The organism is Verrucomicrobiia bacterium (assembly GCA_035946615.1).
Lineage (GTDB): Bacteria > Verrucomicrobiota > Verrucomicrobiia > Limisphaerales > UBA8199 > DASYZB01.
This window is the reverse complement of the sequence record DASYZB010000034.1, coordinates 25,059-40,487: the sequence shown is the minus strand read 5'-3', so window position 1 is coordinate 40,487 and position 15,429 is coordinate 25,059. Positions and strand designations below refer to the sequence as shown.

Genomic DNA, 15,429 nt, shown 5'->3' with positions numbered 1-15,429 from the left:
TGGATCATTTGTGGAGCTTTTGCTCCGCATCAGATTCACTGCGCTGAATGAGCTGGGGTTCTATCAGGCTATAGCATTGCTGGGCGAGGGCTTTGTCGTGCGCGACGAGGCCCTTGAAAACGGCGACGGTGGCTTCCTCCTGGCCGAGGTACCGATTGATGGCAGCCAGTTCCATGAATAAGTCGAAATAACCGCGGCCCTGGGAGAATTCGCCGGCATCGGCGTCACGAATCTCGATGAGCGCCTGCCTGGCTTTGGGATAGCGGCGGCCTAGTTCGACCCAATCGGACAGAGCGAATGAATTGCGCACGCCAACCTGGCTTGGATCGGATTTCGAGTGATTGTGATACCAGATGTAGCGTTGCATCGCTTCCTCGTATTGACCTTGGGACATCTTTTGCTTGGCCTCATTCAGAATTTTCTGTAAATCCGGCGCGCTTCCGGGCACCACCGCTGGCGACCAGGTTTCTGCTGATGCTTGGTTCGTTGCGCTTTGCGAGGGCACCTGCTGCTCGAGTGGCAGCGATTTTATAGACTTCAGCGCCTGCTCCATTGATTCTGGTAACCCGGTGCCGGCAATGTAATTCGTTCGCTCAATCTTGTGTGGAGCTGTCTTGATTGGAGGCGACGTGAGGGGTTCCAGCAGAATGCGCAGCTCAATCCCGGAGAGGCCATGATTTCCGTTACCTCCCGGTGGCTGCTCAAAATCTACCAGGCGAATCGCTCGCTGATAACCGGCGCGCACGCTCTGTGGGAGAACCATTTCGACCCAGCGATAAGGCGGCGTGGATAACCATTTGCTCGAGGTAAACCCAAGGCCCCAGTTGACATTCCACTGAACGACTTTGCTTAATTCATTTGACCGCGCCTTGGTAATACCCCAAGTGGATAAAGTCTGGCGATCGACTACGTTGGTCATGCTGGCAAGCTGCGCTTGGGAAATCGGATCGCACGATATAGCGCAAAATGGAACATCGACGACGCCGGCTGGGCCAACCTTGAAATACGCGCTGAGCCCCGGATCGATGGTGGGCACACCATTGTCCCAGCGCACAAATAAAATGCTCGCGAGGTGGTTTGCCGGCACAAAACAATCGAATCCCCAACCGGGCGCAGATTGAGCAAAGCGCAGCGTGGGCGAAAAACTGATGACGAGGTCACCTTCGGCTTTGGAAGCCGCTGCATTGCCAGGGGCCTCCAGCCCCGGCCCATGCCCTCCTCTCTGGCGCGCGAGCATGAACTTCGGCACGGCGATCCCAAGCACAATTCCCACAATCGCAACGCCGATCGGAATGATGATGAGGGCCATGACAACAACGGCAACCCATCTCCAGAACCGGTCAGGTCTTGGCGCAGGCGAACTGGCAGCCCGCGAACCAGGCGGGCGGGCTCGCAACACGGAAAGCAGCCCCACTGACAGGCCCACGAAAAACCCCGCTGCAACCCCCACCAACATGCCTAGGGCAATATTCAACGGCTTGTTGGGGCGGGCGGGGAGCAGGGGCGGCACAGCGCGATCAAGAATTTCGACGCGCACCAGGCGAGCCAGGATCGCGGACGCGCCGCGGCTTTGTGCTGCATGGATCCTTTCTGAACAATAGGCCGAGTAATTCTCCGCGATATCATTCGCCATTTCGGCCGCTTCCTGGGGTTGTTCGCTGAAGGCTTGAACTTCGATTAGCATGGTGTTGCGAACAGGGCGAAGTTCCAACCGACTAATTAGCAACTGGAGGGCTTCGGTGGGGGAGAGCCCTGGCAGGCCGTAGCTTTGCGCCCAACGCGACTGGAGCTTGAGGTGCTGGATGACCGGATCAAGGACAGGCCTGGACCTGATCGTCTCAAGTTCGCTCTGGAGCAGGTACGGGTTGAATCCCCACTCTGCCGATTGCAGTGGCACCGCGGCCTCCAATCTGATGCGCGCGGTGGCCCGGTAGGACTCGGGCATCAGAAAGGTGATCAGTGTAGCGCCAAATGTAATCAGAAAAAACACTACCAACGCCGCTATGGCGCCGCGGACCAGGTGCCGGGCCGCTCCGGGCCGCTCTGGGAGGGGAGCCGGGCCGCCGCGAAATTCGGCGCCACCACTTCCTTTCGCAGCGATGGTTTCAACCTGCGTCTTGACTTCCTCGGCGCTCTTTTGCCGCAGCTCACGTTCCTTCTGCAAGGCGCGCAGGACGATATCATCCACGCGCTCATCCACCGCCGATTTTTCCGATGGCGGCGCAAAGCGGCCAATTGGCAATTCTCCCGTTAGCATTTCGTAGAACACAACACCCAGCGAGTAGATGTCTGCTCGTTGGTCCACATCCTCTGGATGTTCGATTTGCTCTGGCGCCATGTAGTGTGGGGTGCCGAGAGTTTTGCTCGTTTCGGTAAGCGTGATCGGAGGCGGCGCTCCTTGTGCCGGTAGGTAAACGCCGGCCTGGGCTTTGAGCGGACCTGATGCCGCGAGGACTTGGGTTTCGATGGCGACGAGCTTGGCGATGCCGAAATCGGCAATCTTCACACGACCTTTGGCGTCGAGCAGGATATTCTCCGGCTTGATGTCGCGGTGAAGTATTCCTTCGTTGTGGGCGAATTGGAGCGCCTCACAGATTTTGGGAACCACCGCCAGGGCTTGTTGCGGCGTGAACCGCCCAACCCTCATTGCCTCACGCAAATTCACACCATCCACGAATTCCATCAGCAGGTAAAATAAGCCGTTGGCCTGGCCGAAGTCGTGGATGGTGACGATGTTGGGGTGGTTAAGTTTTGCCAACATCCGTCCTTCCCGGGCAAAGCGTTCGGCGAATGCAGGGTCGGCCGCGAGGGATTGAGGCAGAATCTTCAATGCCACAAACCGGTCGAGTTTGGGCTGGCGCGCCTTGAAGACGTAACCCATGCCGCCTTGCCCGATGAGTTGCAGGATTTCGAGTTGCGGAAAAGCCGCCGCCAACTCCTCAGGCGTTGGCGGGACAGATTTGACCGATCCCCCCTGCCCTGCCTCGGTGGAGACGCTGGCTTGTTGCAGAAGGCACTTGGGACAAAGCCCCTGCGGCGCCTCGGGAGGAATCGGCCCGCCGCATTTTGGACAGCATTTCGATTGAGATGTTACGCTCATGCCTGTTCCTGAGGCCACTGCAGACAAAGGTTACAGGGGATTCGTTAAAGCTGAAATCGCAAAGAAAGCGCAAGGGACAGAATGCTAAAGGACAGAATCAGTCAGTCAGGCCACACCTGCTTCTCCGATCAACTCGCGTACCTTGGCGCCAATATCCTTGCCGCGCATGAGCGATTCGCCAACTAGAATGGCGCGCGCGCCGCAGGCGGCCGCACGCATCATGTCCGCCCGGGAATGGATGCCGCTCTCGGAAACCAGCACGGGCGCTTCACCAGCGGCCCTCGAAGAGCCGAGCGCGCGCGAGGCCAGCCGCTCGGTGGTGCTCAAATCCACCTTGAAGCTTTTCAAATCGCGGTTGTTCACCCCGACCAGTTCAGGCCGGATGGACAAAGCACGCTCCAACTCAGCCTCGTCATGAACCTCAACCAGGACCGCCAAACCCGCTTCTCGCGCGAGTTGGTGCAAATCCCTCAGTTGTGAGTCAATCAGGATAGCCACAATCAGGAGGATGGCGTCCGCGCCCCACTGAATGCTTTCGAGAATCTGCCGCTCATTAATGATGAAATCCTTCCGCAACAGCGGCAGGCGAACCGCTGCCCGGATGTCCTTCAAATACTGGAGCGAACCTTGGAAGAATTTCTCGTCCGTCAGCACCGAGAGGCAGCTTGCGCCGGCGGCCTCGTATTGGCGCGCAATCATCACCGGATCGAAATCCGGGCAAATCACGCCTGCAGAAGGCGAGGCCTTTTTCACCTCGGCGATGAGCGCGACAGCCCCCTTGGCAGTCCGGCGCAGGGCGGCCAGAAAATCTCGCGAATCGCCGCGGGCGCGCAGGGCCTCTTTCAAAGCGGCTCCCGAAAGCGCCTTTGGCGGCAACCGTGCCACCTCGCCCTTTTTCGCCTCAACAATCATGTCGAGAATTGAGGCCCGAGGATTATTCCTCTTCATCCTTAATGCCCTGCATTCGTTTGGCCGGACAACCCGCGCGCAACCAACCGTTCACGAAAGGGTCCAACTCGCCGTCCATGACCGCCTGCACGTTGCTCGTTTCAACGCCGGTGCGCAGGTCTTTGACCATGCGATAGGGCTGGAAGACGTAGCTCCGGATTTGGTTGCCCCAAGAGATGCTCCCCTTCTCTCCGTAAAAGCGTTCCATCTCGGCTTTTTGCTCGTCTTGCCGTTGGGCAAATAATTTGGACAGCAACAGCTTCATGGCTGTGGCGCGATTCTGATGTTGCGAGCGCTGGCTTTGCGAAGCCGCCACCGTGCCGGTAGGCAGATGGGTGATTCGGACGGCGGTCTCGACTTTGTTCACGTTCTGTCCGCCTTTTCCCCCTGAGCGGTAGGTGTCCACCTTCAGTTCGACGGGTGGGATAACGATGTCGCTGTTGGTCTCCTCGATTTCGGCAATGACATCCACGCTGGCAAAGCTGGTATGGCGCCGTTTATTGGAGTCAAAAGGCGAGATACGCACCAGGCGGTGCACGCCTCGCTCGGCTTTGGCAAAGCCATAGGCATTCTCGCCCTCGAATACCAAGGTGGCGCTCTTGATGCCGGCGGCCTCACCGGCCAGAGCATCTTCGAGTTCGACTTTCCAGCCGCGCGCTTCGCCCCAGCGCTGATACATCCGCATCAGCATGTTCGCCCAATCGCACGATTCCGTTCCGCCCGCTCCGGCGTTGATGCTCAGAATGCAGTTGCTCCGATCATGAGGGCCGCTGAGGAAAACCTTCAATTCGAGCGCGTCCAATTCCTTGAAAAACCGGGAAAGGTCTCCTTCGAGTTCCTGTTGGATTTTTCCTTGCGCTGCTTCGGGCTCCGCCTCGCCCAATTCGACCATCACGCGGAAATCTTCCACTTCCTTCTCCGCTTTGAGCAATGGCTCGGTTTTTGCCCGGAGTAAATTGGCCTCTTCTATCAGCTTCTGGGCGCTCTCACGATTGTTCCAGAAGTTTTCCGCCGCCATCAAGGCGTTGAGTTCGCCCAGGCGTTTCTGCGCGCCGGGCACGTCAAAGAAACCTCCGCAGATGAGCAAGTTTATCGGCGGCGGTCGTCAATTCAGCTCGAATGGTATCAAACATCCGGCGGAATGTAGGTTGCGGGCACAACGGTTGCAAGTGCCCTTTGGAGGCGAAATCCCCGCATGTAAGAGACGACGTAAGGAGTCTCTGATCAGCCACTTCCCAGTCAAGCAAAAGCAGGCAATTGACAATTTCGATTAAGACTCCTTACGTCGTCTCCTACAAAGGCTTGGAACTGGCCTCGGCGAACTGAAATGCCGGCTTGAAGTTCCTCCTCGAACTCCCGACTCTCACCCGCGATGAAATTCGCCATTTGCAACGAGATTTTTCAGGGCTGGAAAATCGAGGAGGTTTTTGCCCACGCCGCCCAGTTGGGCTATGAAGGCCTCGAAATCGCCCCATTTACTCTGGCGAACTCGGTGACTGAAATAACATCCGGCCAAAGGAAATCGATTCGGGAGGCCTCAGCGCGCAACGGCATAGCCGTCGTTGGAATCCATTGGATTTTGGTCAAACCCGAAGGACTTTACCTCAACCATTCAGACCCTGGCGTCCGCAGGCGGACCTCCGAATATTTGCGAGCGCTGGTGGATTTTTGCGCCGACATCGGTGGTGACTGCATGGTGGCCGGCTCGCCCCGGCAGCGCAATGTTTTGCCGGGTGTCTCGCGCGAGCAGGCGCGCGATTGGGCTCTTGAGACCTTTCGCAGCGCAGCCGATGCCGCAGCGCAACGGCAAGTGACCATCTGTTTTGAGCCTTTGGCTCCGGCAGAAACTAATTTCATCAACACAGCCGCCGAGGCCATCGAGTTCGTCCAAGCCCTGGCCTCGCCCAGCGTCCAAATCATTCTCGATGTAAAGGCGATGTGCTCGGAGTCCAAACCCATCCCGCGCATCATCCGCGAATCCTGGCCCCACTTTGCGCATTTCCACGCCAATGATAAGAACCTGAAAGGACCGGGATTTGGCAAAGTGGATTTCAGACCTATTGCCTCAGCTCTAAGGGAGGTGGGCTACAGCCGCTACGTTTCTGTTGAGGTGTTCGATTTCAGCGACGGGGCGGAGGTCATCGCCCGGAAAAGCATCGATTACTTGAAGGAAACCTTCGCTCAAGCGGCGGGTCCAGTGCCTTGAGTTGAGTTATGCCGAATCCCTTTTTCGACCCTGGCCGGGGACGCGCAGCGCAGGTAAGGGCTCTTTTTGGCCGAATCGCGTTGCGTTACGATCTGATTAACGATCTCCAGAGCCTGGGCCTGCACAGGCGTTGGAAAAAACGCGTCATCGAGCTGGCCCAGCCCCAACCTGGGCAGTCTGCCCTGGACCTCTGCTGCGGGACCGGCGACCTGGCTTTGGGATTGTGCCGGCGCGGCTTGAGGGTAATTGGATTGGATTTTAGCGAACAGATGCTCGCCGTGGCTGAGAGCAGGAAAAGCCGGATGCGCAGCGCAGCCACAATCCCAGCAGACGGCCTGTATCTGGTGCGCGGGGATGCGCAGAATCTGCCATTCCGTGAGAATAGTTTCGATATTGTGACGGTCGGCTACGGGTTGCGCAACCTCTCGAATTGGGAGACCGGCCTGTGTGAAATGCGGCGGGTGGCGAAACCAGGTGGTCGCCTGCTGGTATTGGATTTTGGCAAACCTCGAAATCCAGTCTGGAGCGCCTTCTACATGGGGTATTTGCGCGCGTTTGTGCCTTGCCTGGGCCGGCTCTTTTGCGGCAATGCCGCTGCTTACGCCTATATCCTTGAATCGCTGAGGCACTACCCGGCTCAAGAAGGCGTGGCAGCCAAAATGCGCCAACTGCGTCTGGAACAGGTCGGCGTAGTCAACCTGCTCGGCGGAGCCATGAGCATCAACTACGGCCAGAAATGCACCGATTACTGAGCCGGCGCGCTGGCCGGCGATGCCGGAATCCCAAGGTCCATGTTCCCCTGCTGCTGCAGGTCCAAAAAAATCATCTTTTCTTCGGGCGTAAGGTCATTTGGCAAACCGGTAAGGGAAAGCGCATCTGTAGTGGGCGCCGGTTCGGTTGCTGCCGCAACACCGGAATCGGAAGGCGTGCTCAGGGAGGGCGGAGAAATCGCAGCAGCTTGCGGCAGTGGAGCCGGGTTGGCAGCCGGGGATTGAGCCAGGTCGGCGGGAGGGCTCGGTTGAGGGGCCGAGCCAGACGCAGCGGAGGATTCGGTTGGCGCAGCTTGAGGAGGTGTCACTGGGGCTGAGGGCGCGGGAAAAGCCATCCGACCGGTCGGAGTCAAGCCGCCCGCCGGACCAGGAGGAACACGCCCGGGAACTCGATACTGCGGCAGGCCAAGCACGCCCCGATTCGGACTTTGAGTGCCGGGAGGCAGATAGGTTGGGGTGGGAACCATCCCTGGAGCGCCGGGGCGCATCGGCATCGGCATTGGCGTATTCGGCAGCTTGAGCCCATCCTTCTCGAATGTAAGGGTCATTATCTGTCCCGAATGATTCACCATCACGCTGCCGGCTTTCTCATCAATTTGTAGCACCTCAACGTCTCCCTGGCGCTGGCCTTCTGTTAAAATCAAAGACTCCTCTTTGGGCCGGTCGGCGGGCTTGTTGGCCGGGGGCGCCTCAAGCATTAAGGCGCGTTTATTGCCCAGAATTGTTGTAATGCCCGTGAGTATGAGCTTTGGCAGTTGGGGTGGTGCTGAGGTGACATTTATTTGCGGTGGCGACTTGAGCCCGAAGGCGTTGCGTTCCGGAATGCTCGCATACCGATCCGGTGAGGGATTCCGGGCCACCGCCCCCGCATTCCCAACCAATATCAGCCCAAGGGCCAAACCTATACAGATTGTGAGACTTTGCCTCATTTAACCCTATTATACACTTTTCCTTAATGAACACCACCCGGTAGTTTTGGTTGCGCCCCGAAAAAGCGGAGGTGTGCGAATCAGCCGCAAAAGAACGCAGAGAACGCAGAAACTGAGGAAGCTTCAAGGGAAAGTCGGTTGTTAATAACCTTTCAATAAGCGGTTAATAACGGCCAACAGGTTTTGCTCGTCGCGCAGCCTGGGCGCAACCAGTATTGAAAGCCGGAAAACCGAAACGAAATTCAACCCATGGCTGCGGAAGAAAGAGTGCTATGTTTTAAGCGGAAGGTTCTGGAAGAGCTAGGAGTGTTCCAGGGGCTGAGCCTTGATGTGGAGAAATATCTGCCGGTTGTGACCGATGCGTCGCAGCTCGCGTACCGGAACCGGAGCGAGGCCGAGCAGGACCGAAACTACAAGCAGCTTATCCCTTATGTGCTGCTGGTCTGTAATGGCAGCATCTTGCGCTATCGCCGAGGCAAAGGCGGCCAGGAAACCCGCTTGCATGGACTCTTTTCAGTGGGGGTCGGGGGCCACATCGCGGAAGAAGACCATGGGCTTTTTTCATCCGGCATCGGCTATCACGATGCCATGCTGCGCGAGATACGCGAGGAGGTGGCCCTTAATGAATCAAAAGAGGCCCCTGTAGCGCTCATCAATGACGACAGTACTGATGTCGGATACGTGCACTTTGGGGTTGTGCATGTCATGCCAGTGGCCAGCCGTACGATTACTGGCCGGTGCAAGGGGATTGTGGCGCCGGAATTCATCCCGATTCCCGAAGCTGCAAAAGAAGCGACGGCTTACGAATCCTGGTCCCGGTTTTGTCTGGAAAATATCGGCCAGCTTCTGTCCAAAGCGGCCCAGTTGGGCGTCAAAACCGCTAATCTTCGCTAATCGATTATCAGCGTAGATTAGCGTTTCAATCTGCCGCGAGGCCTATTGCGCCGGCAGGGCAGACCGGAATCCGATATTGGTCGCGCTATAATCCGGCGAGTTTCCATAACGATAGGAGTTGCGGCAGTGCTCCGCGTAATAATTCCAATTGCCGCCCCGGCCGACGCGAGTTGAGCCGGTGTCCGGGCCGCGCGGATCGGTTTGCGGGGCGCTTGGGTAGGCGCCCGCCCAATCCCAGCACCATTCCCAAACGTTGCCGGCCATGTCGTATAGGCCGTAACCGTTGGGGGCAAACGAACCCACCGGGCTGGTATAAGGCATGACCCCATCGACGAATGGCGGGTCATACTGCCGGGTCGGGCTGATATCGTAAGGAAAGCTGCTGTCGCTGTAATAGTTGGCCTGGCTGTGAGTGATGGTATCTACGTCTGCCCACGGAAATCGATGACCGCTGGCCCCGCCCCGCGCCGCTTTTTCCCATTCCGACTCGGTTGGCAAGCGGTATCCAGCATACCAGTTCACATAAGGGGCGACCTGTCCCATTTTATAAACTTGGGTGAGTCGGGCATCGGTGTAATATGCAGGCGTCCGCCCCTCCATCTCCGAGCGCGCGTTGCACCACTTCACCATGTCGTACCAATCAATGCTCTGGACCGGATGATTGGTCCCCTTCCCCGAACCGGGATTGTCATAGGTGTAGCCGTTGCCGCCATTCCATCCTTTTACCTGGTCCCACAGCGCTTTAGTGACTTCATATTTATCCATATAAAAGCCGCTCACATAAACAGTGTGGACGGGCAGTTCGTAGGATTCTCCTTCGTTGAAGGTGTCTCCCATCTGAAAGCTGCCGGCAGGAATCAGGACCATGCCAGGAGGGATGGGATTATTGGTTTGGCTCAGGCCCACAACCCGATAAAAGCGCTGGGAACCGGTGACCGTCATCGAGTCCACAAATGAATACGGGCTTTGGGACACAAGCAGGTTCGTCAGCGTCACCCAGTTTCCCTGGCCTATATCGCTCGTTGTTTGGATTTGATTGGTGATGCCGAGATCGCTCGAGATATTCAGTTCCAGCCCCCCCTCGGTGAGGATGATACTGGCAATGGCCGGCGGAGCCGCCCTGCTTGTGAGGGTGAGCGAAAAGAGAATCCCTAAGGCCATTAGGCGATTACCATACAAACAGAATTTCTGCGTCATTTGCACCTCTAGATTTGGCGCAACCTAGCCCCTTTTTGCCCCCGAATGGATGGAGACTTTACCCCAACGTCGTGGGGTGCGGCGGCAAGCGAAGCGCGACGCCGCTTTGGAGGGTTCACCGGCGCCGCAGCGTCCAAAAGCGCCGTTGTTGCTGCGCTTTGCCGGCGCACTCCAAAAGCCATCAAACGCCGCCTCCCATTTTTGCTTGTGAGGTGCGCCCTTGTGCAGGTAAGAGACTGCGGTGAGCCACGAGCAAAAGTTCCGGATTGGGGTGTTGGGCTCGGGCAGAGGCTCGAATTTCGCCGCCATTGCCGATGCCTGCACGGCAGGCACAGTGCCGGCGCAAGTGGCCCTCGTGCTCAGCGATGTCGCTGAGGCTGGTATTCTGCAATTGGCACAACAACGGAACATCCCGGCACGTTTCATTGCGCCTGGGAAATTTCGCACCAAACTAGATGAGGACGCGGAGCGGGCTTATGTGGAGGCGCTGCTCGAGGCGAAAGTCGATTTGATCGCCCTGGCAGGCTTCATGCGAGTCTTAAAAGGAGAGTTTCTGGCCCGATTCGACGGGCGCATCGTCAACATTCACCCGTCTCTGCTGCCGTCGTTTCCCGGGCTTGAGGCCTGGAAACAGGCGCTCGAATATGGCGTAAAGGTTACTGGCTGCAGCGTGCATTTTGTCGAAGCCGGCGTCGATTCGGGGCCGATTATTGGCCAGCAGACTGTGCCCGTGCTGGATGACGACACCCCCGAGAGTCTGCATCAACGAATCCATGCCGCCGAACACGAGTTATACCCCCGCTGCATCGCTGCTATCGCGCTTGGCAAAGTCCAGGTGCGCGGAAGACAGGTGATCTGGAAAAGGTAAGAGCCGCAGAATTAATCGTCGCAAAAGAACACAGGGAACGCAAAGAGCGAAGAATCCCTCTGTGTTTTGTACCGCATTTCTTTGCGTTCCTTCGCGGCTATATGTCGTCGTGTGATACTTTTCGGGGCCAAAAATGGGACAGGCGCAGTTTGCGTAAGGCAATGGTAGCGGCGGTAAAATGGGAACTGTTTCGGATTGTGGCGCCCACCACCTAACCGGGTGCCCGGCGGGAGCCTTTAATGGGCGATCAAAACCCTCGCAACAGCCACAACCAGAGCCACTAATGACATGAACATGAGGACATCCACCACACCGAAGTTCCTATCATTCTTGTGATTGATTGGGGCGATGGATGTTCGAATCCAACCACCTTTTGCAGATTGTACTTTGAACGCAGCACGCTTCATAGTTTCGGTGACAGCAAGTAATGGGCCAGAGTAAAAGAGAGAAAGTTCTCGGTTCATTCTCTTGCTCATGTATTGAACTGATAAGCCACCCTCGATAACATGGTCGCTCGATGAAAAGGCGACGAGGTGGCCGGGCCAGGTCTGGCGGAGCGACCGATGCTGGCCAGGACAGCTCGGGTTCGCGGAGGAAGGCGGCACAAGAGTCCATATCCCGCACTACGATCAACTCTCCATCCGCAGCCTCCACCAGGTCCTCGATGCCGGCTATGCTGGCGGCTGCCCGGCCAACCGAGCACCTTATCAGCCAGCCTCTGGTGCGGCCTTCCCAGCAGCCGCCCTTTTGGCGCCATCCTCGGTTTTTGGGGTTGCTGTTGGTTTGGGCCACGATTCTGGCCTACCAACCGGTCTGGCATGGCGGGTTTATCTGGGATGACGATGTTTATGTCATAAAAAACAAACTGCTTACCGCCCCTGATGGGCTGCGGCGTATTTGGTTTTCCGAGGATTCCCCTTCGCAGTACTTTCCGTTGGTTTATTCGATGTTCCGGGTTGAATACGCCCTGTGGGGCCTCAATCCGGCTGGCTATCATTGGGTCAACATCCTCTTTCAAGCGGCCAACGCCTTGCTGGTCTGGAGGCTCTTAAAGCGCTTGGAACTCCCGGGCGCCTGGCTCGCAGCGGCCCTGTTCGCCCTGCACCCGGTGCAGGTCGAATCCGTTGCCTGGATTACTGAACGCAAGAATCTCCTCTCACTGTTCTTCGTCCTGTGGTCTTTATTGGCTTGGCTCGCGTTTATCGAGGAACGACCGAAGCGATGGGGATTTTATACGGGCGCTCTTGTCTTGTACCTACTGGCATTGTTCAGCAAAACCACGGCCTGCACCGTGCCTGCCGCACTGGTTGTGAGTCTCTGGCTCAAAAGGAAGCCAATCACCCGGTGGCGTTGGGCGCAAATCGCGCCGTTCGTGGCCATGGGCTTGGGGATGGGCCTATTGACGATGTGGTGGGAGCGCCACCATATTGGGACAAACGGGGGAGTTTTCGCCATCGGCCCGCTGGAACGAGTGCTCATCGCCAGCCGCGGCGTGTGGTTTTATGCCTGGAAACTTCTATGGCCCGTCAACCTGACTTTTAGCTACCCGCGTTGGGTGATTCACACAACCGACCCTCTCGCGTATGCCTGGCTAGCCCTGGGAGTTCTATTTTGTGGGCTGCTGCTTTTTGCGCGGCGATATGCTGGACGCGGTCCGCTATTGGCCGCCGCATATTATGTGGCAACACTGGCGCCGACCCTGGGGTTCATCATGCTGTTTACCTTTCGCTACAGCTTCGTCGCCGATCACTATCAGTATATGGCCTGTATCGGGCCTTTTGCCCTGGTTGCGGCCGGGCTTGCGGTTGTGGCGAAGCGTTTGCGCCAACAGCGGCCATGGCTGGAGCCGGTCTTTTGCGGGCTGCTGGTGCTTGGCCTGGGGAGTTTGACCTGGCGCCAGGCGCAGGCCTACAAGGATGTCGAAACCCTCTGGCGTGATACCGTCAGGAAGAACCCTGATTCCTGGCTGGCGCGCTATAATCTAAGCCGCGATTTGCTGCATCGCGGCCAATTCGACGAGGCGCTTGAAGAATATCGCCAGGCCCTCCGGACCGGTCCAAACACGGTCGATGGGCTTGTCAGCGTTGGAAACGCTCTATTTGCCAAGGGCCGGCAGGATGAAGCCATGGAGTTTTACGAAAGGGCCCTGCAGGTCAATCCGGATAATCCCGAGGCGCATGTGAATCTGGCGGTCATTCTGGCCAACCGCGGCCAGATCGAAGAAGCGATGGAACACGATCGCAAGGCCATTCAGGTGAACCCAAAACATATCACGGCGCATGTTAATTTGGCGGTTGCCCTGGCATCGCAGGGCCGATTCAAAGAGGCCCTCGAACATTATGCCAAGGCGCTGGAGGTCAACCCCGACCAACCGATGACTCACATTAATCTGGCAATCGCCCTCAATGCCCTCGGCCAGACAAATCAGGCTCAGGCGCATTTTCGCAAAGCGGCTGAAGTCGTAAATGCCCACGCAGCCGGGCTGGCGACCCAGGGCCGGCTGGACGAGGCTGTGGCCCAATATCGTGAAGGGATTCGGCTCATTCCCAATAACCCGGAAGCCCACTGCGGTTTGGGATTGGTCCTGCTGCGCCAGGGCAACGCCGGCGAGGCGCGCGAGGAGTTTAGCCGGGCGCTCGAACTCAGGCCAGGCTACCAAGAAGCGCAACGGCAGTTGAATGAGCTGCATTGAATGGCAACGCACCTCTCAAAAGACAAGCCTCGCCTTAATCGTGCTGGCATGACCGGGCCTCTGCCGATTGAGCGCAACCCGTTCTCCTCGATACTGCTCCTTTGTTTATGCCTGGGCGCGCTGATCGCCTGGTCTTTTGCCCCGCTCCTGCGGGCTGGTTTCATCGACCTCGACGATGACCTGTACGTAACGGCCAACGACCATGTGCGCGCCGGGCTTGCCTGGCCTTCCGTCAAATGGGCCTTTTCGAGCACCGAAGCAACTAATTGGCATCCGTTGACCTGGCTGGCGCACAGCCTCGATTGCCAGCTCTTTGGGCTTCAGCCCTGGGGACATCATTTAATGAGTCTCTTGATCCATGGCCTTAATGCCTGGCTTGTTTTCCTGCTCTTCACCCGCATGACCGGGGCGCTTTGGCGCAGCTTTTTTGTTGCGGCGCTCTTTGCGATTCATCCGCTGCATGTCGAGTCGGTTGCCTGGATAGCTGAACGGAAAGATGTCCTGAGCACCTTGTTCTTTCTACTGACCCTTTGGGCCTACTGCCGCTTTGTGGAAAAGCGCCGGACGGCTGAAGGCGGCTGGCTCTGGTACGGCAGCGCGTTGCTCTGTTTCGTTCTTGGATTGATGAGCAAACCGATGTTGGTGACTCTCCCGTTTGTGCTGCTGTTGCTGGATTATTGGCCGTTCCAGCGCGGCGCTGTTCGCCAAACCCAATCTGAAAGACCACCTGGCTCTAAACTCAGCGCTCAAAGCCAAACCTGGGCGTGGGGACGACTGGTCCTCGAAAAGCTCCCGTTCTTTTTCCTCTCTGCCATTTCCCGCGTCGTTACTTTCCTGGTTCAGCAGAAGGGCGGCGCCGTAGCCCATGTTATCCAGCTCCCGGTTAGCCTGCGACTCGAAAACGCCTTGGTGTCTTACGCACGGTACCTGGGTAAAACGGTCTGGCCTGCGGACCTGGCCATTTTTTATCCACACCCGGGCCGTTGGTCTGCCTGGAGCGTGGTCTTCGCTGCAGCGCCGGTATTTGGGCTGACCCTGCTGGCATGGCGCAGCAGAGGCCGGCGCCCCTATGCGTGGGTAGGCTGGCTTTGGTTCTTGGGGACGCTCGTTCCGGTCATTGGTTTGGTCCAGGTTGGCCGCCAGGCGATGGCAGACCGTTATACTTACATCCCACTGCTCGGGGTATTCGTGATCGTTGCCTGGAGCGCCCAGGAATTGTTGGGGACATGGCATTATCGCAGCGTGGCCTGGTGGGCTGCGGGCGGCGCGCTCATCGGGTTGTGTGCCATTTCAACTCGGCGCCAGGCTGGCTACTGGCGCGACAATGAAACCTTGTGGACTCACGCGGCAGCCGTTACCCGGAATAATTTTCTGGCTTATAACAACCTCGGCCTGGTTTATGAAAAACAGGGGCGGCTCGATGAAGCAGCCCTTGAATTCCAGGAAGTGGTCAGACTGAGGCCGGAGGATGCTGAAACCCGCGGCAACCTGGCGAACGTCTATTGCAGGCAGGGCCGTATTGAGCGTGGGTTGGCCGAATACGAAGAAGCGGCCCGCCTGAAACCTGAGTCGGCGGAAGTCCATCACAATCTGGGTGTAACGCTATGCATTGCTGGCCGCTACGAAGAAGGCATTACTCATTTCAAACAGGTGGTGAAATTGCGCCCGCAGTCGGCCTCGGCGCAGCTTGACCTCGCTATGGCCTGGCTCCAGAAAGGCAGCCGGCCCGAGGCGATAGTTCATCTGAGAAAAGCTTTAGAGCTCCAACCCGATTACCATCCGGCCCAGGAGCAGCTTCAGGCCCTTACAAGGCAATAGGGACGTT

11 protein-coding genes are annotated in these 15,429 nt (G+C 57.6%); 6 read left to right on the top strand and 5 right to left on the bottom strand.

Translation table 11 applies throughout. The features are described 5' to 3' along the window. Positions 1-4: 4 nt before the first annotated feature. The 3 genes from VG146_05355 to prfB form a co-directional block, all read right to left on the bottom strand. The gene (locus VG146_05355) at positions 5-3,100 is read right to left on the bottom strand and encodes a protein kinase (GenBank protein HEV2391775.1); all 3,096 of its coding nucleotides are present in this window, start codon (positions 3,098-3,100) and stop codon (positions 5-7) included. A 105-nt stretch (positions 3,101-3,205) separates the two neighbouring features. Then, on the bottom strand, positions 3,206-4,012 hold the full coding sequence (trpC, locus tag VG146_05350; GenBank protein HEV2391774.1) for an indole-3-glycerol phosphate synthase TrpC: 807 nt from the start codon (positions 4,010-4,012) through the stop codon (positions 3,206-3,208). Between the two features lie 22 nt (positions 4,013-4,034). Next, positions 4,035-5,181, bottom strand: a protein-coding gene (prfB, locus tag VG146_05345) for a peptide chain release factor 2 (protein HEV2391773.1) whose coding sequence is annotated in 2 segments (ribosomal slippage) — positions 4,035-5,111 and positions 5,113-5,181 — 1,146 coding nt in all. Because the reading frame shifts where the segments join, the coding sequence is not laid out codon by codon here. Positions 5,182-5,420: 239 nt separating this feature from the next. On the opposite strand from prfB, the gene VG146_05340 reads away from it, so the two are divergent. Together VG146_05340 and ubiE are read left to right on the top strand one after the other, a co-directional pair. Continuing rightward, complete coding sequence (locus VG146_05340; GenBank protein HEV2391772.1) at positions 5,421-6,254, top strand: sugar phosphate isomerase/epimerase family protein; 834 nt, start codon at positions 5,421-5,423, stop codon at positions 6,252-6,254. A gap of 8 nt (positions 6,255-6,262) precedes the next feature. Next, entirely contained in the window at positions 6,263-7,006 is a 744-nt protein-coding gene (ubiE, locus tag VG146_05335; protein ID HEV2391771.1) for a bifunctional demethylmenaquinone methyltransferase/2-methoxy-6-polyprenyl-1,4-benzoquinol methylase UbiE, read from the top strand. Here ubiE and VG146_05330 read toward each other — a convergent pair. Beyond that, positions 7,000-7,953, bottom strand: a complete 954-nt coding sequence (locus tag VG146_05330) for a hypothetical protein (GenBank protein HEV2391770.1) — start codon at positions 7,951-7,953, stop codon at positions 7,000-7,002. The two genes, ubiE and VG146_05330, sit on opposite strands and share 7 nt — an antisense overlap. Positions 7,954-8,202: 249 nt before the next feature. Between VG146_05330 and VG146_05325 the strand changes: the two genes are divergently transcribed. After that, the gene (locus VG146_05325; protein HEV2391769.1) at positions 8,203-8,847 is read left to right on the top strand and encodes a phosphoesterase; all 645 of its coding nucleotides are present in this window, start codon (positions 8,203-8,205) and stop codon (positions 8,845-8,847) included. A 42-nt stretch (positions 8,848-8,889) separates the two neighbouring features. On the opposite strand, the gene VG146_05320 is transcribed toward VG146_05325, so the two are convergent. Then, positions 8,890-10,044, bottom strand: a complete 1,155-nt coding sequence (locus VG146_05320; protein HEV2391768.1) for a formylglycine-generating enzyme family protein — start codon at positions 10,042-10,044, stop codon at positions 8,890-8,892. 241 nt (positions 10,045-10,285) lie between these two features. Here VG146_05320 and purN point away from each other — a divergent pair, with 241 nt between their 5' ends. From purN to VG146_05305, 3 genes are all read left to right on the top strand, one after another. After that, positions 10,286-10,912 carry a phosphoribosylglycinamide formyltransferase gene (gene purN, locus VG146_05315; protein ID HEV2391767.1) on the top strand — a complete coding sequence of 209 codons (627 nt, stop codon included), beginning with the start codon at positions 10,286-10,288 and terminating at the stop codon, positions 10,910-10,912. Between the two features lie 517 nt (positions 10,913-11,429). Then, positions 11,430-13,604, top strand: coding sequence for a tetratricopeptide repeat protein (locus tag VG146_05310; GenBank protein ID HEV2391766.1), 2,175 nt, complete (start codon positions 11,430-11,432; stop codon positions 13,602-13,604). Next, positions 13,605-15,422: a tetratricopeptide repeat protein gene (locus tag VG146_05305; protein HEV2391765.1), complete on the top strand. Its 1,818-nt coding sequence runs from the start codon at positions 13,605-13,607 to the stop codon at positions 15,420-15,422. Positions 15,423-15,429: the final 7 nt, after the last annotated feature.